Below are 22,710 nucleotides of genomic sequence, written 5' to 3'. Positions count from 1 at the left end.
TCATCATGAGCTCTTGCGCACGCGCAGGTACCACTCGCAGAGCAGGCGAACCTGCTTGGCGGTGTAGCCCTTCTGCACCATGCGGTTGACGAAATCCTCGTGCTTCTTCATCTCGTCGGCGCTGCTCTTGGCGTTGAAGCTGATGACGGGCAGCAGCTCCTCGGTGTTCGAGAACATCTTCTTCTCGATCACCGTGCGCAGCTTCTCGTAGCTGGTCCACAGCGGGTTCTTGCCCGCGTTGCCGGCACGCGCGCGCAGCACGAAGTTCACGATCTCGTTGCGGAAGTCCTTGGGGTTGCTGATGCCCGCGGGCTTCTCGATCTTCTCGAGCTCGGCGTTGAGCGAGCCGCGGTCGAACACCTCGCCGGTGTCCTGGTCGCGGTACTCCTGGTCCTGGATCCAGTAGTCGGCGTAGGTCACGTAGCGGTCGAAGATGTTCTGGCCGTACTCGGAGTAGCTCTCGAGGTAGGCGGTCTGGATCTCCTTGCCGATGAACTCCGCATAGCGCGGCGCCATCAGCTCCTTGATGTAGGACAGGTACTTCTGCTCCGTCTCGGGCGCGAACTGCTCGCGCTCGATCTGCTGCTCGAGCACGTACATCAGGTGCACCGGGTTGGCCGCGACCTCGCCGCTGTCGAAGTTGAAGACCTTGGAGATGATCTTGAAGGCGAAGCGCGTGGACACGCCGCTCATGCCCTCGTCGACGCCCGCGTAGTCGCGGTACTCCTGGATCGACTTGGCCTTGGGGTCGGTGTCTTTCAGGTTGTCGCCGTCATAGACCTGCATCTTGCTGAAGATGCTGGAGTTCTCCGGCTCCTTCAGCCGCGTCAGCACCGAGAACTGGGCCATCATGCGCAGCGTGCCGGGCGAGCAGGGTGCCAGCGAGAGCGAGGAGTTGCGCACCAGCTTCTCGTAGATCTTGATCTCTTCGGAGACGCGCAGGCAGTAGGGCACCTTGACGATGTAGATCCGGTCGAGGAACGCCTCGTTGTTCTTGTTGTTGCGGAAGGCCTTCCACTCGCTCTCGTTGCTGTGTGCGAGCACGATGCCGTCGAAGGGGATGGCGCCGAAGCCTTCGGTGCCCTTGAAGTTGCCTTCCTGCGTGGCCGTCAGCAGCGGATGCAGCACCTTGATCGGCGCCTTGAACATCTCGACGAACTCCAGCAGGCCCTGGTTGGCCAGGCACAGGCCGCCGGAGTAGGCGTAGGCGTCCGGGTCGTCCTGGGCATAGGTCTCGAGCTTGCGGATGTCGATCTTGCCGACCAGCGAGGAGATGTCCTGGTTGTTCTCGTCGCCGGGCTCGGTCTTGGCCACCGCGATCTGGCGCAGCACCGAGGGGTAGCGCTTGACGACCTGGAACTGGCGGATGTCGCCGCCGTATTCCTCGAGCCGCTTGACGGCCCAGGGCGACAGGATGCGGTTCAGGTAGCGCAGCGGGATGCCGTATTCCTTCTCGAGGATCTCGCCGTCTTCGGTGGCGTTGAAGAGGCCGAGCGGCGATTCGTTGACCGGCGATCCCTTGATGGAATAGAAGGGCACCTGCTCCATCAGCTGCTTCAGCCGCTCGGCGATCGAGCTCTTGCCGCCGCCGACGGGGCCGAGCAGGTAGAGGATCTGCTTGCGCTCTTCCAGACCCTGCGCCGCGTGCCGGAAGTAGGAGACCACCTGCTCGATGGAGTCCTCCATGCCGTAGAACTCGCGGAAGGCCGGGTAGATCTTGATGACCTTGTTGGCGAAGATGCGTGACAGGCGCGGGTCGTTGCGCGTGTCGACGAGCTCCGGCTCCCCGATGGCCTTGAGCATTCGCTCGGCCGCGGTCGCGTAGGCCGCGGGCTCCCGTTTGCAGATCTCGAGGTACTCCTGCAGGGAGAGGACCTCTTCGCGAGTCCGCTCGTAACGGGCGGCGAAGTTACTGATGACATCCATAAACACCTCCATCGAGTCAGCGGGGCGCTGCCCGGAGTTTCCGTGCTGCACACGTCGCATCGTTCGCAGGAATGGTGCCAGGTGAGTTGAGCACGCTTAGGAAAAACTCCTCGAGCAGTAACTTGGCTCAAAGCATAGAACAAACAACGCGTCGAGCAAATTGGTTTTCAAATAAGAACGAACCGTCTGTCTAAAAGTTCCGACGCGAATGCGGGACCATTCGGCATAAACGCGATGCAAAACCAACCGAGCCTACGACCGAGGAGAGATGCTGCCATCACTTGCACTACCGCTGCGGATGTAGGACATCATCATCGATTCGCGCGCCGGCGTCAGCAGGGTATGTGCAAAGACTGTTCCCGACATGACATGAAAGCGGGATCGGTGCGGCGCGAAACGGGCGGCCCTGGGGCTCCGAGGCCCAATCCGGCGGGCCGATTTGTTTGCGGCAATGCAGCAAGCGGCCGTAAGCAGGACGGCGCTTCGTTCTTCTCGTTCCATATATATGAGGGGATCTTCAGCCCTGGGACGTCTGAAGAAGACGGAGGGCGGCCTGCGCTCCGGCTCGGCTCGCCGCCCGCCCGATAGCCGGCGCGACGGCACGGGGCGACCAATTGATACCAATGGCGCCCGCCCGTCTCACGACGGGCAGGCCGGTCGTACCGTGGTTGTTACGGGCCGGCCCGGCCGCCGGCGTGGCCGGCTTAGCTGAAGAATTCCTTGGCCTTGTCGAACCAGCCCTTGTCCGTGGGGCTGTGCTTGTTGCCGCCCTTCTTGAGCGACTCGTCCAGTTCCTTCATCAGCTTGCGCTGGTGCTCCGTCAGCTTGACCGGCGTCTCCACGCGGATGTGGCAGTACAGGTCGCCCGGGTAGGTCGAGCGCACGCCCTTGATGCCCTTGCCGCGCAGCCGGAACTGCTTGCCGCTCTGGGTGCCGTCCGGGATGTCGATGGCGGCCGGGCCCTTGAGCGTGGGCACGCTGATCTCGCCGCCCAGCGCGGCGATGGTGATGCTGACCGGCACCACGCAGTGCAGGTCGTCGCCGTCGCGCTCGAACAACTCGTGCTTCTTGAGCCGGATCTCGATGTAGAGGTCGCCGGGGGGCCCGCCGTTGGTGCCGGGCTCGCCGTTGCCGGTGCTGCGGATGCGCATGCCGTCGTCGATGCCGGCCGGGATCTTGACCTCCAGGGTCTTGTGGTTCTTGATCTTGCCCTGGCCATGGCAGGTGGCGCAGGGCTCGGGAATGATCTTGCCGGTGCCGTGGCAGGTCGGGCAGGTCTGCTGCACGCTGAAGAAGCCCTGTCGCATCTGCACGACGCCATTGCCATGGCAGGTGGTGCAGGTGATCGGCTTGGTGCCGGGCTTGGCGCCGGTGCCCTTGCAGCTGCCGCAGTCGTCCCAGCTGGGGATGCGGATCTGGGCCTCCTTGCCGTCGGCCGCCTCCTCGAGCGTGACCTCCATCGCGTAGCTCAGGTCGCTGCCGCGAAACACCTGGCGGCCGCCGCCGGCGCGCCCGGTGCGGGCACCGAACACGTCGCCGAAGATGTCGCCGAAGGCCTCCGCGAAGCCGCCGAAGCCCTCGGGCCCGGCGCCGCCGCGCATGTTCGGGTCTACCCCCGCGTGGCCGTACTGGTCGTAGGCGGCCCGCTTCTGCGGGTCCGACAGCATCTCGTAGGCTTCCTTGACCTCCTTGAACTTGGTCTCGGCATCCTTGCTGTCGCCATGGTTGCGGTCGGGGTGGTGCTTCATCGCCAGCTTGCGATAAGCCTTCTTGATTTCTTCCTCGCTCGCGTTCTTGGGAACGCCGAGGGTTTCGTAGTAGTCGCGTTTGGTGGCCATGGTCGGTCGCAGTGGTCGAGAACGGAAAAAGGCCGGACCGCCTTTGTCAGGAGATCCAGCCTCGTATCAGGGTCGGGAGATCAACCCTTCTTGACTTCCTTGACCTCGGCGTCGACCACGTTGTCGTCGGCCGGGCCGCTGCCTGCAGCTTCCGGGCCAGCGCCCGCCGTGCCGCCGGCTGCCGCTCCGGCCGCGCCGGCTGCGGCCTGGGCGTCGGCGTACATCTTCTCGCCGAGCTTCTGGCTGGCGGTCATCAGCGTGTTGGTCTTGTCCTCGATCGCCGCCTTGTCCTCGCCCTTCAGGACCTCTTCCAGCTCCTTGATGGCGGCCTCGATCTTTTCCTTCTCGCCGGCTTCCAGGCTCGCGCCATGCTCGGCCAGCGACTTCTTCACGCTGTGCGCCATCGCCTCGCCCTGGTTGCGGGCCTGGGCCAGCTCGACCTTCTTCTTGTCCTCGGCCGCGTTGAGCTCGGCGTCCTTCACCATCTTCTGGATCTCGTCCTCCGACAGGCCCGAGTTCGCCTTGATGGTGATCTTGTTTTCCTTGCCGGTGCCCTTGTCCTTGGCACCGACGTGCAGGATGCCGTTGGCGTCGATGTCGAAGCTCACCTCGATCTGCGGCGTGCCGCGCGCGGCCGGCGGAATGCCCTCGAGGTTGAACTCGCCGAGCAGCTTGTTGCCCGCGGCGACCTCGCGCTCGCCCTGGAACACCTTGATGGTCACGGCCGGCTGGTTGTCGTCCGCGGTCGAGAACGTCTGGGCGAACTTGGTCGGGATCGTGGTGTTCTTCGTGATCATCTTGGTCATCACGCCGCCCATCGTCTCGATACCGAGAGACAGGGGGGTCACGTCGAGCAGCAGCACGTCCTTGCGGTCGCCCGAGAGCACCTGGCCCTGGATCGCGGCGCCAACGGCGACGGCCTCGTCGGGGTTCACGTCCTTGCGCGGCTCGCGGCCGAAAAACTCCTTCACCTTCTCCTGCACCTTGGGCATGCGGGTCATGCCGCCGACCAGGATCACGTCATGGATGTCGTTGACCGACACGCCGGCGTCCTTGATGGCGGTGCGGCAGGGCGCGATGGTGCGCTCGATCAGCTCGTCGACCAGCGATTCCAGCTTGGCGCGGGTGAGCTTGATGTTCAGGTGCTTGGGGCCCGAGGCGTCGGCCGTGACGTAGGGCAGGTTGATGTCGGTCTGCGCGCTGTTCGACAGCTCGATCTTGGCCTTCTCGGCCGCTTCCTTCAGGCGCTGCAGGGCGAGCACGTCCTTGCTCAGGTCCACGCCCTGGTCCTTCTTGAACTCGCCGATGATGTAGTCGATCACGCGCTGGTCGAAGTCCTCGCCGCCGAGGAAGGTGTCGCCGTTGGTCGACAGCACCTCGAACTGCTTCTCGCCGTCGACGTCCGCGATCTCGATGATCGAGATGTCGAAGGTGCCGCCGCCCAGGTCATACACCGCGATCTTGCGGTCGGCGCGGTCCTGCTTGTCCAGGCCGAAGGCCAGCGCGGCCGCGGTCGGCTCGTTGATGATGCGCTTGACGTCCAGGCCGGCGATGCGGCCGGCGTCCTTGGTGGCCTGGCGCTGGCTGTCGTTGAAGTAGGCCGGCACGGTGATCACCGCCTCGGTCACGGCCTCGCCGAGATAGTCTTCGGCGGTCTTCTTCATCTTGCGCAGGATCTCGGCGCTGACCTGCGGCGGCGCCAGCTTCTTGCCGCGCACCTCGACCCACGCGTCGCCGTTGTCGGCCTTGGTGATGCTGTAGGGCATCAGGTCGATGTCCTTCTGGACTTCCTTTTCCTCGAACTTGCGGCCGATCAGGCGCTTGACCGCGTAGACGGTGTTCCTGGGGTTGGTAACCGCCTGGCGCTTGGCCGAGGCGCCGACGAGCACTTCGCCGTCTTCCTGGTAAGCAACGATCGAGGGCGTGGTGCGGGCGCCTTCCGAGTTCTCGATCACCCGGGTGGTGTTGCCTTCCATGATCGACACGCACGAGTTCGTGGTGCCGAGGTCGATGCCGATGATTTTGCCCATGTTGTTTACTCCTGAACGCGAAAAAGATGTTGTTGTGAACTTGTGGATAACCCGTCTCGATTCAAGGGAAGGAGCGGGGATTTCCTGTGGGTTTCGTGTGGGTGGCTCAGTTGGCCGGCGTGACGGTCACCAGCGCGGGGCGCAGCACGCGCTCGGCGATGGTGTAGCCCTTCTGCAGCACGCCGACGATGGTGTTGGGCTCCTGGCCCTCGACCGGCACCACGGAGATCGCCTGGTGCTGGTGCGGATCGAACTTGCTGCCGGCGGCCGGCGCGATCTCGATCACCTTGTTGCGCTCCAGCGCGCTCTTGAGCTGGCGCAGCGTGGCTTCGGCGCCTTCGCGAATCTGCTCGGGCGTGGCGTCCTTGTGGGCCAGGCCGGCCTCGAGGCTGTCGAGCACCGGCACCAGGCTCTCGGCAAAGGATTCGATGGCGAACTTGCGGCCCTTGGTGATTTCCTCGTCGGCGCGGCGGCGCGCGTTCTGCACGTCGGCCTGGGCCCGCAGGAACTGGTCGGCCAGCTCGGCGTTCCTGGCCTTGAGCTCGGCGATCTCGGCGCCGGTGGCCGCCAGCGCGTCCGCCTCGTTGGCGGCTTGCGCGGCCTCCAGTTCCTCTGGGCTCGCTTCGCCTTGCAGGGTTTCGGGATTCGATTGGTGGTTTTGCGGGTCAGTCATGCTCAAAAAGCCGGCGGCCTCGCCGGGAAATCAAGAAAAAGGAACGATCCGGGGCCAACTGGGGCCAGCGGCGCAGATTTCAAGAAAAAAATGCGCCTCGGGAGGCGCATTTCGGAGGCGGCGCGGGGGTGCGCCGCACGGCTCGCTCAGTGGGCGTCGAGCAGCTCGACGTCGAACTTCAGGGTGGCGTTCGGCGGGATCACGCCGCCGGCGCCGCGCGCGCCGTAGCCCAGGGCGGGCGGAATGATCAAGGTGCGCTTGCCGCCGATCTTCATGCCGGCGACGCCTTCGTCCCAGCCCTTGATCACCTGGCCGGCGCCCAGCGAGAAGGCGAAGGGGTCGTTGCGGTCGCGGCTGGAGTCGAACTTGGCGCCTTGCACGCCGTCGTTGTAGAGCCAGCCGGTGTAGTGCACGTGCACGTGCTGGCCGGCTTTGGCTTCGGCGCCGTCGCCGACAACGCTGTCTTCGTACTGGAGGCCGGAGGGGGTGGTGGGCATGGCGGTCCTTGGAGAAGTGGAAGGAAAGCCCTGCAGTTTAACGAGGCGCCAGGGGTGCCTCCGGCGGCGGCGGTACGACCGGCTTCACCGGCACCGGCGTGTTCTTCCTGACCTGGTTCAGCTGCCATTTCACCGCGAAGGCCTGCAGGTCGGACAGGCGCTTGAGCAGGTCCTGGCCGCTGGGCGTCAGGCAGTAGCCCTCGCTGCCGTGGCTCACGATGCCGGCCTCGCGCAACTCCTTGATGCGGGTGTTGAGCGTGTTGGGCGTGATGTTGCCGACGCTGTCTTGCAGGAGGCGGAAGGTCTGGGCGTGGCCGTCGCGCAGCGCCCAGAGAACGCGCAGCGCATAGCGGGCTTCGAGCAACGCGAGCAGTTGGCTGACGGCTGCGTTTTCCTTTGTGCTCATGAGGGACATCTCCTCGGGGCGACGACGGGCTGCCGCAAGGCGCCGCTGCATGTTCTTGTTGAAACCCCGTCCACCGGACCGGGCCGGGGACTATAGCCCAGATGACGAGGTGCTACAAGTTTCATAGCTGGCCGATCAGGCCAGCCGCGGGCTGCGAAAGCGGGGCCTTCAGGCGGCGGGGTAGCGTGCCATCGCTTCGCCGAGCCGGACCGTACCGCCCGGCGCCCAGGCCGGGTTGAATTCCAGCGGCGGCTTGGGGAACAGCATCACCACCGTGGAGCCCAGCAGGAAACGGCCCATTTCCTCTCCTTGCCGGAGCACGACCTGCTGGTCGGCGTAGTGCCATTCCCGCAGTTCGCCGCTGCGCGGCGGGTTGACCACGCCGTGCCAGACCGTGGCCATGCTGCCGACGATGGTGGCGCCGACCAGCGCCAGCACGAAGGGGCCGCGCGCCGATTCGAAGACGCAGACCACGCGCTCGTTGCGGGCGAACAGGCCGGGCACGCCGCGCGCCGTGACCGGGTTCACCGAGAACAGCTCGCCCGGCACATGGATCATGCGCAGCAGGCGCGCGTCGCAGGGCATGTGGATGCGGTGGTAGTCCTTGGGACTCAGGTACAACGTGGCGAAGCTCCCGTGCTGGAACTGCGCGGCCAGCGTTGCGTCGCCGCCGACCAGCGCGGTGGTGCTGTAGCGGTGCCCCTTGGCCTGGATGATCTGGTCGCCCTCGATGGCGCCGAACTGGCTGATCGCGCCGTCCACCGGGCAGACCAGGTCGGCCTGCGCAATCGGCCGCACGCCGGGCTTCAGCGCACGGGTGAAGAATTCGTTGAAGCTGGGGTAGCTCGCGATGTCGCTGTCCAGCGCCTCGCCCATGTCGACGCCGTACTTGGCGACGAAGCGCCGGATGATCCAGGTGGTGAGCGCGCCGCGCTCCTTGCCCGCGACCCAGCCGGCGAAGTTCGTCAGCGCCTGCTTGGGGAACAGGTACTGCGGCAGGACGGCGAAACGGTCGGACAAGGAGGGGACTCCCGAAAAAGGAAGGCGATTCTATCGACCGCTCTTCCTGTCGCCTGCGGGACGGCACCTACTCCGGCTTGATGTTCGCCGCCTTGATCACCTGCGCCCATTTCTCGACCTCGGCCTTCTGGAAGGCCGCGATCTGCGCCGTCGTCATGTCCGCCGGCTGCATGCCGAAGCCCTTGAGCTTGTCCTGCATCTCGGGCTGGGCCAGGATCTTGCCGATCTCGGTGTGCAGCCGGTCGATGATCGGCGCCGGCGTGCCGGCCGGCACGAAGATCGCCTGCCAGGACAGCACCTCGAAGTCCTTCAGGCCCGGCAACCCCGACTCGGCCACCGTCGGCACGTCGGGCATGGAGGCCAGGCGCTTGGCCGAGCTCACGGCGATCGCGCGCAGCTTGCCGCTCTGGATGTGCGGGCCGGCGACCACGGTGGTGTCGAACATCATGTCGACCTGGCCGCCGATCACGTCCTGGATCGCCGGGCCGCTGCCCTTGTAGGGCACGTGGGTGAACTTCACGCCCGACTTGTAGGCCAGCAGTTCCAGCGTCAGGTGCTGCGAGGTGCCGGTGCCGGCCGAGGCGGAGGAGAGTCCGCCCGCCTTGGCCTTGCTCGCCTCCAGCACGTCCTTCAGCGTCTTGTAGGGGCTGGCCTGGTTCACCACCAGCACCACGGGGTTGGTGCCGATCAGCGTGACCGGGGCGAAGGACTTCTGCGGGTCGTAGCCGATCTTCGGGTAGAGGCTCACGTTGATGGCGTGCGAGCTGATGGTGCCGCCCAGCATCGTGTACCCGTCCGGCGCGGCGCGGGAGGCGATCTCCGAGCCCACGCTGCCGCCGGCGCCGCCCTTGTTGTCGATGATCACGCTGGTGCCCAGCACCGGCCCGAGCTTCTGGCCGATCAGGCGGCCCAGCACGTCGGTGGTGCCACCGGCCGGGAAGGGCACGAGGTAGGTGATGGCCTTGCCGGTCGGCCAGTTGCCCTGCGCGAAGGCGGGCACGGCCGGCAGGGCGGTGGCGAGCGAGGCGAGCGTGGTGCGGATGAGGGTGCGGCGTTGCATGAGGGTGTCTCCTTGAGGTTCAGCTAATTAATAAGAGGCAGCATTCGGGGCGCCTGCGCGCTCACGGCATCTCGACGATCTCGACCCAGTTCGGGTTCTTGCCCAGCGGCAGCCGCTGGGGCGTGCCCAGCGCGCCGGTCGCGGCGTCGATCGGATGCACCGAGGCGCTGTGAGACTCCTGGCCGACGGCAACCAGGAAGCCGCCGCTCGGATCGATGGCGAAGCCGCGCGGCGTTTTCTCGGTCGGCGTCTGGCCCAGCGGCTGCAGCCGGCCGTTCGCGGCGTCCACCTTGAAGCCCGACAGGGTGCTGGACGTGCGCTCCGAGGCATAGAGATAGCGTCCGTCGGGCGTGAGATGAAGATCGGCGGCCCAGGCCTTGCCGGCAAAGCCCGCGGGCAGGACGGTGGTGCTCTGCTGAAGCTGCAGCGTGCCGCGGGCAGCGTCCCAGGCATACACATGCAGGGCCGCGTCGAGCTCGTCCAGCAGGTACACGTTGCGCTGCGCCTTGTCCCAGATGAAGTGGCGCGGTCCCGACTTTGCGGCGCCGGTCGTCAGCGCCGGGTCGTTGGGCGACAAGAGCCCGGTCTGGGCATCGAAGCGCCAGCTCGAGACGTTGTCGCCGCCCAGGCTGGTCGCCAGCACGAAGCGATTGGCGGCATCGGCGTGGATCGCGTGCGCGTTGGGTGCGGTGGGGAGCAATTGCTGGATCGGGCCGACGCTGCCCGTCTTCGGGTCGATGCTGTTGACCGTGATCTTGTGCCCCGGGTAGGAGGCCGCGAACAGCCAGCGGCCGGTGGCATCGGTGTCGATGTTGGCCATGCTGTCGGCCAGCGGCGCCTCGCCCAGCTTCTTCAGCCTGCCGCTCGCGCCGTCGATCGCGAAGCTCGCGACGCGGAAGGGCTGCGAGCGAAGCGCGGCATACAGGAATCGCTTGTCGGGGCTCACCGCCATCGGCATCACCTGGCCTCCGACGTTCACCGATTCCACGGGCTTCAGCGTGCCCTGGCTGCGGTCGAGCTCGAGCACGGAGATCTCCTGGCTGTCCGCGTTGGACACGTACACCCAGGTGGCGGCCGAAGCGCTGCTGCCGATCATGGCGAAGCCCGGGACGATGAAGAGCGCGAGGCGGCGCAGCGCGCGGAAAGCGGAGGTCGGATGCATTTCTTTTCTTTCTTGGGGTCCATGGCTTCAAGGCATGTACTGGCCGCCGTTCACCTCGAGGATCTGGCCCGTCACGTAGCCGGAGAGCTGCTCCGAGGCGAGATAGAGGAAGGCGCCCACGCAGTCGTCGGGCTCGCCGATGCGAGCCATCGGGATCGTGGCCTTGAAGGATTCGAGCATCTGCGGCGTCGAGAACTGGTCGTGGAAGGGCGTCTGGATCACGCCCGGCGCCACTGCGTTGACGCGGATGCGGTCAGCCGCGAGCTCCTTGGCGAGGCCGCGCGTCGCGGTGCTGACGAAGCCTTTCGCGCCGGCATAGAGATAGGCACCGGGGCCGCCGCCGTGGCGCGCCGCGACCGACGAGACGTTGATGATGCTGCCGCCGCGCCCCTGCGCGCGCATGAGCGGAACGACTTCGCGGCAGAAGGCGAGCACCGAGCGCGCATTGATGTGCAGCACATCGTCGAACAGCGCATCGTCGAACTCGGCGATCGGCACGCGCTTGACCAGGCTGCCTGCGTTGTTGACGAGGATGTCGATGGCGCCCCAGCGTGCGACGGTCTCGCGCACCACGCGCCGGATGGCTTCGGCGTCGCGCACATCGCCCTGCAGCGCAAAGGCCTCGCCGCCGGCGGCGGTGATGGCTGCGACCACCTCGTTCGCCGGGCCCGCCGAGCGGTTGTAGTGAACGGCCACGCGCACGCCGCGTGCTGCGTAGGCCCGTGCGACGGCGGCACCGATGCCGGTGCTGGCACCGGTGACGAGGGCGGTCTTGCCTTTGAGGTCTTCCATGCGATCTCCTGTTCAGGTGACGGGTGCGGGGTTGAACAGCACCAGCGCGTTGTGCAGCTTCCAGTGCTCGGCCCAGGTCTTCTTGCGGCCGCTGGCCACGTCGAGCATCAGCCGGAACATCTCCCAGCCGATGTCCTCGATGCTGGCCTCGCCGTCGGCGATGCGCCCGGCGTTGATGTCCATCAGGTCGTGCCAGCGGCGCGCCAGCTCGCTGCGCGTGGCCACCTTGATCACCGGCACCTCGGCCAGGCCGTAGGGCGTGCCGCGGCCGGTGGTGAAGACATGCAGGTTCATGCCGGCAGCCAGCTGCAGCGTGCCGCAGATGAAGTCGGACGCCGGCGTCGCCGCGTAGAGCAGGCCCCGCTGCCGCGCCTTCTCGCCGGGCGGGACCACGCCGGAGATCGGCGCGGAGCCCGACTTCACGATCGAGCCCATCGCCTTCTCGACGATGTTGGACAGCCCGCCCTTCTTGTTGCCCGGCGTGGTGTTGGCGCTGCGGTCGACCCGGCCCTTGTCCAGGTAGGCGTCGTACCAGGCCATCTCGCGGATCATGGCCTCGGCCACCTCGGGCGTGGCGGCGCGGGCGGTGAGCTGGTCGATGCCGTCGCGCACCTCGGTCACCTCGGAGAACATGACGGTGGCACCGGCGCGCACCAGCAGGTCGGTGCAGAAGCCCACGGCCGGGTTGGCGGTGACTCCGGAAAAGGCGTCGCTGCCGCCGCACTGCACGCCGACGACCAGCTCGCTGGCGGGGACCGTCTCGCGCTGGCGGGCGTTCAGGCGCTCCAGGTGCTCCTCGGCCTGGCGCAGGATCGAATCGACCATCGACATGAAGCCCACGTGCGCCTCGTCCTGCAGGCAGACCACGTCGAGCTTGGCCTCGGCGCTGTCGCCGACGTCGGCCACGTTGCGTTCGTCGACCAGCGGGATGGTGCCGGGCGGCATCAGCCGCTCGGGCTGCAGCTTCTCGCAGCCCAGACTGACCACCATCACTTCGCCGCCGAAGTTGGGGTTGAGGCTGATGTTGCGCAGGGTGCGGATGGGGATGACCGCATCGGGCGCGTCGATCGCGACGCCGCAGCCGTAGCCGTGCTCCAGCGCCACCACGTCGTCCACGTTCGGGTATTTGGGCAGCAACTCGGCCTTGATGCGCTGAACGGCGAAATCGGTCACGCCGGCCACGCACTGCACGGTCTGGGTAATGGCCAGGATGTTGCGCGTGCCCACCGAGCCGTCGGCGTTGCGGTAGCCCTCGAAGGTAAAGCCCTCGAGCGGCTGCGGCGCCGCGGGCTTCGCGGTGGCGATCGGCAGTCCGTCGAGCGAGCGCGCGGCGGGCATCTCCAGCAGCCGCTCGTGCACCCAGCTGCCGGCCGCGATGCGCTTCGAGGCCCGGCCGATGACCACGCCGTAGCGCAGCACCTCGCCGCCCTGCGGGATGTCCACCAGCGCGACCTTGTGCGCCTGCGGCACTTTCTCGACCAGGGTCAGGCCGGAGGGGAAGACGGTGCCCGCGGGCTGGCCGCCCTCGTTGGCCACGATCGCGACGTTGTCGCGCTCGTGCATGGTGATGAAGAGGGGTTCGCTCATTTGGGTGCGGAGAAGAGTTCGGGCAGCCACAGCGAGAAGGCCGGCACGTAGGTCACGAGCATCAGGCACACCAGCAGCGCCCCGTAGAAGGGCCAGATCGACCGCATCACCTGCCCGACCGAGACCCCCCCGATCGCGCAGCCGATGAACTGCGTGGTGCCCACCGGCGGCGTGTTCAGGCCCAGCGCGCAATTGATCAGCATCACGATGCCGAACTGCACTGGGCTCATGCCGAACTGCATCGCGATCGGCAGGAAGATCGGCGTGCAGATCAGGATCGTGGCGGCCATGTCCAGGAAGGTGCCCAGCACGAACAGCAGCACGTTGATCATCAGGAAGATGACCCAGGGGCTGCTCGAGAACGAGGTCATCAGCTCGCCGGTCTTCTGCGGTACCTCGTACAGCGCCATGAAGTAGCCGAAGGCCGAGGAGATGCCGATCAGCAGCAGCACCACGCCCGTGGTCTTGCAGGCCTTGGCGCAGGCTTTCAAAAAGTCCTTCCAGCTCAGCGATCGGTACACCAGCACGGTGACGCCCAGCGCCCACAGCACGGCGGTGGCCGCCGACTCGGTGGCGGTGAACACCCCCGACAGGATGCCCACCAGGATGATCGCCACGATCAGCAGCCCCGGCAGCGCGCCGATGAAGGCCGCCAGCACCTCGCCCCAGCCGGGGAAGGCGCCGCGGATCGGGTAGCCGCGCTTGATCGCCACGTAGTAGGCCGCCGCCAGGTTGCACAGCGTCAGGATCAGCGCCGGCACCAGGCCCGCCAGGATCAGGCTCAGCACGCTGACCGAGGCGATGCCGGTGGTGGCCAGCGTGAAGATGATGAGGTTGTGCGAAGTCGGCATCAGCGCACCGACCAGCGCCGCGTGGGTGGTGACGTTGACTGCGTAGTCCGCGTCGTAGCCCTCGCGCTTCATCAGCGGGATCATCACCGAGCCCATGGCCGACACGTCGGCCACCGGCGAGCCCGCCACGCCGCCGAACAGCGTGCAGCCGACCACGTTGCTCATACCGAGGCCACCGCGCACATGGCCGATCAGGCTGTTGGCGAAGCGCACGATGCGCTGGGCGATGCCGCCGTAGAGCATCAGCTCGCCGGCAAAGACGAAGAAGGGGATGGCCAGGAAGGAGAAGATCTGCATGCCGCCGACCATCTTCTGGAACACCACCGCGACCGGCAGGCCGGCATACATCACGGTGGCGACCGAGGCGAGGCCGATCGAGAACGCGACCGGCACGCCGATGACCAGCAATGCGAGAAAACTCAGCGTCAGAACTGTCAGTTCCATGCAGGCACCACTTCCTCGTTGCGCAGCAGTGCCACGATGTGTTCGATCGAAAACAGCAGGATCAATAGGCCCGCGATCACGAGCGCGAGGTAGTCCACGCCCACCGGAATGCCCAGCATGGGCTTCATGTCGCTCCACTTGAGCCGGGTCCACAGCCAGCCGCTGGACACCATGATGCCGCCGAACAGCGCCACCAGCGCGTGGATCAGGATCTCGACCTTGAGGCGCAGCGACTCCGGCAGCAGGGCGACCAGCGAATCCAGCCCGATGTGGCCCGCATCGCGCACGCCCACCGCCACGCCCAGCGCGGTGACGTACAGCACCAGCTGCAGCGCCAGCCCCTCGGCCCAGACCGGCGTGTCGTTGAGCAGGTAGCGCCCGACCACCTGGTACTGCACGCACACGATGATCGCGATCAGCAGCACCACGGCCAGCATCAGGCTGACCTTCGACAGCAGCGCGCACACCCGCGAGTACAGGTGGCGGGAGGGCGGACGCGCCGCCTCCGCTTCGATGACCCCAGCGCTCACTTGTTGTCCTGGATCGCCTTGACCAGCCGCTGCAGGTCCGGCGTGGAGATGAACTTGGCGTACACCGGCGCCATCGCGGCACGGAACGAGGCCTTGTCGACGTCGCTCACGATGGTGGCGCCGCCCTTGGTGACGACCTCGAGCGACTTGGCTTCCTGCTCGTCCCACTTCTTGCGCTGGAAGGTGACCGACTCCTTGGCCGCGGCGCGGAACATGTCCTGGTCGGCCTTGGACATCTTGTCGTAGACGGCCTTGGACATCACCAGCATCTCGGGCGCCATCGAATGCTCGGTACGCGAGTAGAACTTCACCGCTTCGTAGTGCTTGAAGCCGTCATAGGAGGGGATGTTGTTCTCCGCGGCGTCGATCAGCCCGGTCTTCAGGCCGGTGTAGACCTCGCCGATCGGCACCGGCGTGGCGTTGGCGCCCATGGCGTTGATCAGCGACACCCACAGGTCCGACTGCTGCACGCGGATCTTCATGCCCTTGGCGTCGGCCAGGGTCTTCACCGGCTTCTTGGCATAGATCGAGCGCGCGCCGCTGTCGTAGAAGGCCAGGCCGACCAGGCCCTCGGGCTCGCAGCTCTTCAGGATCTCCTCGCCGGCCGGGCCGTCGAGCGACTTGCGCATGTGCGCGATCGAGTCGAACAGGAAGGGCATGGTGGGCACCAGCGTCTTGGCGCACAGCGAGTTCAGCGGGCTGATGTTGACGCGGGTCATCTCCAGCGCGCCGATCTTCACCTGGTCGATGGTCTCCTTCTCGGTGCCCAAAGCGCCCTTGTTGAAGACCTTGATCTTGTACTTGCCGTTGCTGCGCTTGTCGAGCAGCTCGCTCATGTGCTTGACCGCGGCCACGGTGGGGTAGTCGTCGCTGTTGTGCACGTCGGCCGAACGGAACTCGACGGCCTGCGCGGCCAGGCCCAGGGCGCCGGCCGCCAGGGCGATCAGGGTGCGGTTGAACTTCATTTGTCTTCCTCTGTTGGTGGTGGTTTGTCGAAATGAAACTTCTCGGCCGCCGACGGGGCGTTCGCCGGTGCCGCATCGGGCATCGACCACGAGCTCGGCCTGCGTGGACATGACGTCCCCTCAGTCGCCGAAGGGGCCTTGGGCGGTGAAGGCGCCGCCCTGGTAGATCGCATTCGGGTCGTCGGCGGCCACGGGCGGCTGCGCCTCGACCTTGGCGCGGAAGACTTCCGAGCTGTCCTGCGGCTGGTAGCCCAGGTGCGCGGCCGCGCGGTTGTCCCACCAGACATCACGATTGGCCGACATGCCGTAGACCACCGTGTGCTTGACCTCGGGCGTGAAAAGCGACTTCTCGATCAGCGAGGTGAGGTCGCGGTAGCTCAGCCAGGTGCTCATCATCCGGCGGTTGGCCGGCTCGGGGAAGGAGGAGCCGATACGGATGCTCACCGTCTCGATGCCCCATCGGTCGAAATAGAACTGGGCCACGTCCTCGCCGAAGGATTTCGACAAACCGTAGTAGCCGTCGGGCCGGCGCGCGGCGTGGGCGTCGATCGTCTCGCTCTGCTTGTAGAAGCCGATCACATGGTTGGAGCTCGCGAAGACCACGCGCTTCACGCCGTGGCGCCGCGCAGCTTCGTAGAGATGGAAGATGCCCTTGATGTTGGCTTCGAGGATCTCTTCGAACGGGCGCTCCACCGAGACGCCGCCCAGGTGCACGATCGCGTCGCAGCCGGCGACCAGCGCATCGACCGCGGCCTTGTCGGCCAGGTCGCAGGGCATCACCTCCTCGTGCGGGCCCGTGGCGGGCGCAAGCGCGGCAATGTCGGACACGCGCAGCGTCTCGGCAAAGGGGCGAAGCCGCTCGCGCAGCACCTTGCCCAGGCCGCCGGCGGCCCCGGTCAGCAGCAGGCGATTCAGGCGGGGCGGGGTGGAGGAGGGGGCGCTCATCGTCTCTTGTCTCTTTGAAGTCGTAAGTTATCGGTTGTCATACAACACCCGGGTGATTATCATCACCGCATGTCGAGCCTGTCAACGGGGTCAACCTCAGCCGCCGAGCCGGCCGCCTTGGGCGGCAGCCCGCGCCGTCGCGGCCGCGGCCTGGCGCACGGCCTGGTCGACGACCTGGGCGAGAAGATCCGCAGCCAGCAGCTGCGGCCGGGCGACAAGTTGCCCACCGAGTCGGCGATCATGCAGGCCTACGGCGTCAGCCGCACCGTGGTGCGCGAGGCGCTGTCGAAGCTGCAGGCCGGCGGGCTGGTGGAGACGCACCACGGCATCGGCACCTTCGTGCTGCAGCCCCGGGCCGCGGGCATGTTCCGGCTGGAGGGCTCCGACATCGCGACCACGGTCGACGTGCTGGCCGTCCTCGAGCTGCGCATCAGCCTGGAGACCGAGTCCGCCGGCCTTGCCGCTACCCGACGCAACGAAGAGCAGCTGCTCGCGATGCGCGCGGCGCTCGACGATTTCCAGCGCAACGTGCAAGAGGCGGGGGACACGGTGGCGCCCGATTTCCGCTTCCATCTGCAGATCGCGCAGGCCACGGGCAATCCGTACTTCGCGGACATCATGAGCCACCTGGGCACCACCATCATCCCGCGCACGCGCATCAGCGCGATCCGCACCCACGACCGGCGCGGCGAGTACCTGAGTCGCGTCAACCGCGAGCACGAGGAGATCTACGCCGCCATCGCGCGGCAGGATCCGGAATCGGCGCGCGCGGCCATGCGCATCCACCTGACCAACAGCCGCGAGCGCTTGCGCCTGGCGCAGGAAGCGGCCCAGCGCGAGGCGCAGGCCCCCGCGTCCGGCGGCGCCACGCCGGCCTGACCGGCTTTGGTGCGCAATGCTGGACAGGGCGTCGCTCTAGTTGTACGATGACTGATAACTAAGAATCTCAATTTGCCTTTCGAGTGGCCGAACGGCGCACTCGTCCCTTCACCTCCAGGAGACCCACGACATGACCCTGAATCGACGCGATCTCATGCTCGGCGCCGTCGGCGCGAGCCTGCTGGCCGGCCACGCCTCGGCGGCCGACGCCTGGCCTTCGAAGCCCTTGCGCATCGTGGTGCCCTACCCGCCGGGCGGCTCATCCGACATCATTGCGCGCGCCATCAGCCAGCCGCTGTCGGAGGCGCTCAAGCAATCGGTGATCGTGGAGAACCGTGCGGGCGCCAACGGCAACCTCGGCGCAGACCTCGTGGCCAAGGCGCCGGGCGACGGCTACACGCTGCTCTTGTGCGACGTCGGCGCGTTGGCGATCAGCCCGTCCGTCTATACCAAGCTCGCCTTCGATCCGTCGAAGGACCTGCGCGGCGTGACCATGCTGGCCTACTCGCCGCACCTGCTGGTGGTGCACCCGTCAGTGCAGGCGAACAGCCTGAAGGAACTGATCGCGCTGTCGAAGAAGTCCGACCTGAACTTCGCCGTTACCGCCACCGGCAGTGCACCGCACCTGGCCGGCGTGGCGCTGGAGCGCGCCAGCGGCGCGCGCTGGCAGTACGTGCCCTACAAGGGCGGCGTGCAGGCCATCCAGGACACGGTGGGCGGCCAGACCCAGGTGCTGATGAACGGCATGCTCGCCACGCTGCCGCATGTGCAGAGCGGCAAGCTCAAGGTGCTGGGCGTCTCCAAGGCCACCCGCATGCCGTTGATCGGCGACGTGCCCACCATCGCCGAGCAGGGCGTGACGGGCTTCGAGTCCGGCACCTGGCAGGGCATGCTGGCGCCGCGCGGCACGCCCGAGGCGGTGATCCAGCGCCTCAACAAGGAACTGGTCGCCATCATCCGCTCGGCCGACATCCGTTCGCGCCTGGCCGGGCAGGGCGCCGAGGTCGTGACCATGACGCCGGTCGAGCAGGAGCAGTTCTTCAACAAGGAACGCGCGCGCTGGGCCAAGGTGGTCGACGCGGCACAGATCAAGCTGGACTGAATGCGGGCCTGCCGTCCCCTTCCGTCTTTTTCTCTTCTCTCCAGGATCTTTTCTCGATGAATCCCCAGGAACTCAAATCCATCATGGGCTCCGGCCTGCTGTCCTTTCCGCTGACCGACTTCGACGCGGAGGGCAACTTCGACAAGAAGGGCTACATCCGGCGCCTCGAATGGCTGGCGCCGTACGGCGCCAGCGCGCTGTTCGCGGCCGGCGGCACCGGCGAGTTCTTCTCGCTGACCGCTGACGAGTACCCGGAAATCATCGAGACCGCGGTGCAGACCTGCCGCGGCAAGGTGCCGATCATCGCCGGCGCGGGCGGGCCGACGCGCTTCGCGATCCAGTGCGCGCAGGCGGCCGAGAAGGCCGGCGCGCACGGCATCCTGCTGCTGCCGCACTACCTGACCGAAGCCGGCCAGGAAGGCCTGGCCGCGCACGTGGAGGCGGTGTGCAAGAGCGTGAAGTTCGGCGTCATCGTCTACAACCGCGGCCAGAGCCGGCTCTACCCCGATACGCTGGCGAAGCTGGCCGAGCGCTGCCCCAACCTGGTGGGCTTCAAGGACGGCATCGGCGACATCGAACTCATGAGCTCCATCTACCTGCGCATGGGCGACCGCTTCGCCTACCTGGGCGGCCTGCCCACGGCCGAGGTCTACGCGGCGGCCTACAAGGCGCTGGGCACGCCGGTGTATTCCTCGGCCGTCTTCAACTTCATTCCGAAGACCGCCATGGACTTCTACAAGGCGGTGGCGGCCGACGACATGGCCACGCAGCACCGCCTGCTCAAGGACTTCTTCATGCCCTACCTGGAGATCCGCAACAAGGGCCAGGGCTACGCGGTGAGCATCGTGAAGGCCGGCGCGCGCATCGTGGGGCACGACGCGGGCCCGGTGCGTACGCCGCTCACCGAGCTCAAGGCCGACGAGTACGATGCACTGGCGGACCTGATCGAGAAGCTCGGGCCGCAGTAGGCCACCGACTCCAAGGACACTGCCATGCAGAACTTCGACAACCTGATCAACGGCGAATGGCGCGCGGGCGCCAGCTACAGCCCCAACACCAACCCGAGTAACCTGGAAGACGTGCTGGGCCACTACGCCCAGGGTGACGCCGTGCAGGTCGACGAGGCCGTGGCGGCCGCCACCGCGGCCTTCCCGGGCTGGGCCACCGGCAGCGTGCAGGCGCGCAGCGATGCGCTCGACAAGATCGGCAACGAGATCCTCGCGCGCAAGGAAGAGCTCGGCACCCTTCTCGCGCGCGAGGAGGGCAAGACCCGCGCCGAGGGCATCGGCGAGGCCACGCGCGCGGGCCACATCTTCAAGTTCTTCGCCGGCGAATGCCTGCGCCTGTCGGGCGAGGTCGTTCCCTCGGTGCGCCCGGGCATCGGCGTGGAGATCACGCGCGAGCCGGTGGGCGTGGTCGGGCTCATCACGCCGTGGAACTTCCCCATCGCGATCCCCGCCTGGAAGATCGCGCCGGCGCTGGCCTTCGGCAACTGCGTGGTCTTGAAGCCCGCCGACCTGGTGCCCGGCTGCGCCTGGGCGCTGGCCGAGATCATCAGCCGCTCTGGCATCCCGGCCGGCGTCTTCAACCTGGTGATGGGCCGCGGCAGCGTGATCGGCAATGCGCTGGTCGACCATCCCGGCATCCACGCCATCAGCTTCACCGGCTCTGTCGGCGTCGGCCGCGGCATCGCCGTGGCGTGCGCGACCAAGGGCAAGAAGGTGCAGCTGGAGATGGGCGGCAAGAACCCGCAGGTGGTGCTGGACGACGCCGACCTGAACCAGGCGGTGGAGCTCAGTGTGCAGAGCGCCTTCTATTCCACCGGCCAGCGCTGCACCGCCTCCAGCCGGCTGATCGTGACCGATGGCATCTACCCGAAGTTCATCGAGGCGATGAAGGCGCGCATGGCCAAGATCAAGGTCGGCGATGCGCTGGCGCAGGGCACCGACATCGGCCCGGTCTCCAGCGAGAGCCAGCTGCGCCAGGACCTGGACTACATCGAGATCGGCCAGGGCGAAGGCGCCACGCTGGCCGCGGGCGGCGATCGGCTGAAGCTGGCGACCGAGGGCTTCTACATGACGCCGGCGCTGTTCAGCGAGTCGGTGGCGAGCATGCGCATCAACAAGGAAGAGATCTTCGGGCCGGTGGCGAGCGTGATCCGGGTGAAGAACTACGAGGAAGCGCTGGCGACGGCCAACGACACCGAGTTCGGGCTGTCGGCCGGCATCGCGACGACGAGTCTGAAGTACGCGACGCACTTCAAGCGTCACAGCCAGGCGGGGATGGTGATGGTGAACCTGCCGACGGCGGGGGTGGACTATCACGTGCCCTTCGGCGGGCGCAAGGGGTCGAGCTACGGGCCGCGGGAACAGGGGCGGTATGCGCAGGAGTTCTTTACGGTCGTGAAGACGGCGTACACCTTGGCTTGAGGGGAGCGAGTCAGACGGTCCGCCCGCGTCGAAGCCAGTACTCGATCGCCTCCGAACACCCCTCGCTCAGCAAAGCCAGCACCGCCGCCGGCACCGCCCCCGCCACCAGCAACCCGCGGTCGTTGAGCGCCAGTCCCGTCACGATCCGTTCCCCGAACCCGCCCGCGCCGATGAAGGCCGCGATGGTCGCCGTCCCGATCGCGATGGTGGTCGCCGTGCGCACGCCCGCCAGCAGCGTCGGCAGCGCCAGGGGCAACTGCACCAGCCGCAGGCTCTGCCCGCCCGTCATGCCCAGCGCCGTGCCCGCCTGCCGCAGCCCGGCCGGCACCTCGGCAAGCCCGGTCACGGTGTTGCGCATGATCGGCAGCAGCGAGTAGAGCGTGAGCGCGATCAGCGCCGGCAGGGTGCCGATGGCGCCAATCAACGAGATCAGCAGCGCCAGCAACGCCAGCGAGGGCACGGTCTGCAGCAGGCCCGTGAGCCCGAGTACCACGGCCCGCAGCCGCAGATGGGGGAACACGAAGATGCCCAGCGGCACGGCGATGAGGATCGCCAGCCCGACCGAGATCGCCACCAGCAGCAGGTGCTGGCGCGTGAGCCGGCCGAGGTCGGGGCCGAAGAGCTTGGCGACGAAGCCGCGCGCGCCCTCGCTGCCCGCGGCACCGGCCTTCACACCCGTTGCGCCCTGCGCAAGGAAATCGCGTGCGATCGCATCGAAGGCCACGCTTTGCAGCTCGGCGCGCGCGTTCATCGCGATCATCGCGCGCTCGTCGATGCGGCCCTCGAGCTTCTGCAGCGCGGCCCAGGCCGCCGGCCAGCGCTTGGGCACGTCGAGCCGGTACAGCACCACTGCGTCGTAGCGTGGGAAGTAGGCGCGGTCGTCCGTGAGCACGCGCAGGCCGAGGTGATCGATCTTGGCGTCGGTGGTGTAGATGTCGATCACGTCGATCTGCTTCGCCGTGATCGCGTCGTAGGCCAGGCCGTGGTCCAGGCCGGTGGGCTTCTGCGCGAAGCCGTAGCGCGCGGCCAGGCCCTGCCAGCCGTCGGCGCGGCCGATGAATTCGTTCGACAAACCCAGCCGCAGTTCGGGATGGCGCGCAAGGTCGCTCAGGCTCTTCACACCGAGACGCTCGGCGTCGGCCGCACGCATGGCGAGCGCATAGCCGTCGTTGAAGCCCAGCGGGATCGCGATGCCGAGGCCGAGCGGCGCCAGCGCGGCGTTCATGGCCTCGCCCGTCATCGGCTGCGGGTTCTTGAGGATCTCCAGCGCCACCGTGCCGGTGTACTCGGCGTAGAGGTCGATGCTGCCCGCGCGCAGGGCCTCGTAGACGATCGCGGTGTTGCCCAGGCCTTGCCGCAGCTGCGGCGGTGCGGGCAGGTGGGGCGCGGCGGTCTGCGCCATGACCTCGGCCAGGATGTACGACTCGGTGAATCGCTTGGAGCCGATGTGGAGGCCCGCGTCCTGCGCCAGCGAAGGCGCGGCGGCCCAGAGCAGGCCCAGGCAGGACAAGGCGAGAAGCCGCAAGCGGTGCAGGCAATGCATCCGGCGCAGTGTATCGGCGCGCCGCGGATCG

20 protein-coding genes are annotated in these 22,710 nt (G+C 67.1%); 4 read left to right on the top strand and 16 right to left on the bottom strand.

Going from position 1 to position 22,710, the window contains the following annotated elements; translation table 11 throughout:
- Positions 1–3: 3 nt before the first annotated feature.
- From GXN78_RS05025 to GXN78_RS04955, 15 genes are all read right to left on the bottom strand, one after another.
- Positions 4–1,926 (bottom strand): PrkA family serine protein kinase, encoded by a 1,923-nt coding sequence (locus GXN78_RS05025; protein ID WP_106556008.1) that lies wholly within the window; start codon positions 1,924–1,926, stop codon positions 4–6.
- 704 nt (positions 1,927–2,630) lie between these two features.
- A complete protein-coding gene (gene dnaJ, locus GXN78_RS05020; protein ID WP_106556009.1) occupies positions 2,631–3,764 on the bottom strand; it encodes a molecular chaperone DnaJ in 1,134 nt (377 codons plus the stop codon).
- Between the two features lie 80 nt (positions 3,765–3,844).
- On the bottom strand, positions 3,845–5,794 hold the full coding sequence (gene dnaK / locus GXN78_RS05015) for a molecular chaperone DnaK (RefSeq protein ID WP_106556010.1): 1,950 nt from the start codon (positions 5,792–5,794) through the stop codon (positions 3,845–3,847).
- 106 nt (positions 5,795–5,900) lie between these two features.
- Positions 5,901–6,467 (bottom strand): nucleotide exchange factor GrpE, encoded by a 567-nt coding sequence (gene grpE / locus GXN78_RS05010; RefSeq protein WP_106556011.1) that lies wholly within the window; start codon positions 6,465–6,467, stop codon positions 5,901–5,903.
- A gap of 146 nt (positions 6,468–6,613) precedes the next feature.
- Positions 6,614–6,964 (bottom strand): FKBP-type peptidyl-prolyl cis-trans isomerase, encoded by a 351-nt coding sequence (locus GXN78_RS05005; protein WP_106556012.1) that lies wholly within the window; start codon positions 6,962–6,964, stop codon positions 6,614–6,616.
- A gap of 37 nt (positions 6,965–7,001) precedes the next feature.
- The gene (locus tag GXN78_RS05000) at positions 7,002–7,370 is read right to left on the bottom strand and encodes a helix-turn-helix domain-containing protein (protein WP_106556013.1); all 369 of its coding nucleotides are present in this window, start codon (positions 7,368–7,370) and stop codon (positions 7,002–7,004) included.
- A 168-nt stretch (positions 7,371–7,538) separates the two neighbouring features.
- Entirely contained in the window at positions 7,539–8,390 is an 852-nt protein-coding gene (asd, locus tag GXN78_RS04995) for an archaetidylserine decarboxylase (RefSeq protein WP_106556014.1), read from the bottom strand.
- 67 nt (positions 8,391–8,457) lie between these two features.
- Complete coding sequence (locus tag GXN78_RS04990; protein ID WP_106556015.1) at positions 8,458–9,450, bottom strand: tripartite tricarboxylate transporter substrate binding protein; 993 nt, start codon at positions 9,448–9,450, stop codon at positions 8,458–8,460.
- Between the two features lie 61 nt (positions 9,451–9,511).
- Positions 9,512–10,612 (bottom strand): beta-propeller fold lactonase family protein, encoded by a 1,101-nt coding sequence (locus tag GXN78_RS04985; RefSeq protein WP_106556016.1) that lies wholly within the window; start codon positions 10,610–10,612, stop codon positions 9,512–9,514.
- A gap of 27 nt (positions 10,613–10,639) precedes the next feature.
- The gene (locus tag GXN78_RS04980; RefSeq protein ID WP_106556017.1) at positions 10,640–11,404 is read right to left on the bottom strand and encodes a glucose 1-dehydrogenase; all 765 of its coding nucleotides are present in this window, start codon (positions 11,402–11,404) and stop codon (positions 10,640–10,642) included.
- 12 nt (positions 11,405–11,416) lie between these two features.
- Positions 11,417–12,991: a galactarate dehydratase gene (garD, locus tag GXN78_RS04975; RefSeq protein WP_106556018.1), complete on the bottom strand. Its 1,575-nt coding sequence runs from the start codon at positions 12,989–12,991 to the stop codon at positions 11,417–11,419.
- Positions 12,988–14,286: a TRAP transporter large permease gene (locus GXN78_RS04970; RefSeq protein ID WP_106556019.1), complete on the bottom strand. Its 1,299-nt coding sequence runs from the start codon at positions 14,284–14,286 to the stop codon at positions 12,988–12,990. The genes garD and GXN78_RS04970 overlap by 4 nt, the downstream gene beginning before the upstream one ends.
- Complete coding sequence (locus GXN78_RS04965; RefSeq protein ID WP_204162245.1) at positions 14,277–14,765, bottom strand: TRAP transporter small permease; 489 nt, start codon at positions 14,763–14,765, stop codon at positions 14,277–14,279. The genes GXN78_RS04970 and GXN78_RS04965 overlap by 10 nt, the downstream gene beginning before the upstream one ends.
- Positions 14,766–14,812: 47 nt before the next feature.
- Entirely contained in the window at positions 14,813–15,781 is a 969-nt protein-coding gene (locus tag GXN78_RS04960; protein ID WP_106556020.1) for a TRAP transporter substrate-binding protein, read from the bottom strand.
- Positions 15,782–15,901: 120 nt separating this feature from the next.
- Positions 15,902–16,726 carry an NAD(P)-dependent oxidoreductase gene (locus GXN78_RS04955; RefSeq protein ID WP_106556021.1) on the bottom strand — a complete coding sequence of 275 codons (825 nt, stop codon included), beginning with the start codon at positions 16,724–16,726 and terminating at the stop codon, positions 15,902–15,904.
- A 69-nt stretch (positions 16,727–16,795) separates the two neighbouring features.
- Between GXN78_RS04955 and GXN78_RS04950 the strand changes: the two genes are divergently transcribed.
- From GXN78_RS04950 to GXN78_RS04935, 4 genes are all read left to right on the top strand, one after another.
- Entirely contained in the window at positions 16,796–17,605 is an 810-nt protein-coding gene (locus tag GXN78_RS04950) for a FadR/GntR family transcriptional regulator (RefSeq protein ID WP_106556022.1), read from the top strand.
- A 130-nt stretch (positions 17,606–17,735) separates the two neighbouring features.
- Positions 17,736–18,707, top strand: coding sequence for a tripartite tricarboxylate transporter substrate binding protein (locus GXN78_RS04945; RefSeq protein ID WP_106556023.1), 972 nt, complete (start codon positions 17,736–17,738; stop codon positions 18,705–18,707).
- Positions 18,708–18,763: 56 nt separating this feature from the next.
- The gene (kdgD, locus tag GXN78_RS04940) at positions 18,764–19,675 is read left to right on the top strand and encodes a 5-dehydro-4-deoxyglucarate dehydratase (RefSeq protein WP_106556024.1); all 912 of its coding nucleotides are present in this window, start codon (positions 18,764–18,766) and stop codon (positions 19,673–19,675) included.
- Between the two features lie 24 nt (positions 19,676–19,699).
- Positions 19,700–21,136 carry an aldehyde dehydrogenase family protein gene (locus GXN78_RS04935; RefSeq protein WP_106556025.1) on the top strand — a complete coding sequence of 479 codons (1,437 nt, stop codon included), beginning with the start codon at positions 19,700–19,702 and terminating at the stop codon, positions 21,134–21,136.
- 10 nt (positions 21,137–21,146) lie between these two features.
- Here GXN78_RS04935 and GXN78_RS04930 read toward each other — a convergent pair whose 3' ends face one another.
- On the bottom strand, positions 21,147–22,679 hold the full coding sequence (locus GXN78_RS04930) for a glycine betaine ABC transporter substrate-binding protein (RefSeq protein WP_164255371.1): 1,533 nt from the start codon (positions 22,677–22,679) through the stop codon (positions 21,147–21,149).
- Positions 22,680–22,710 lie beyond the last annotated feature (31 nt).

Source organism: Variovorax sp. WS11 (genome assembly GCF_010499245.1).
Taxonomy (GTDB): Bacteria; Pseudomonadota; Gammaproteobacteria; order Burkholderiales; family Burkholderiaceae_C; genus Variovorax.
This window is presented reverse-complemented; position numbering and strand designations above follow the sequence as displayed.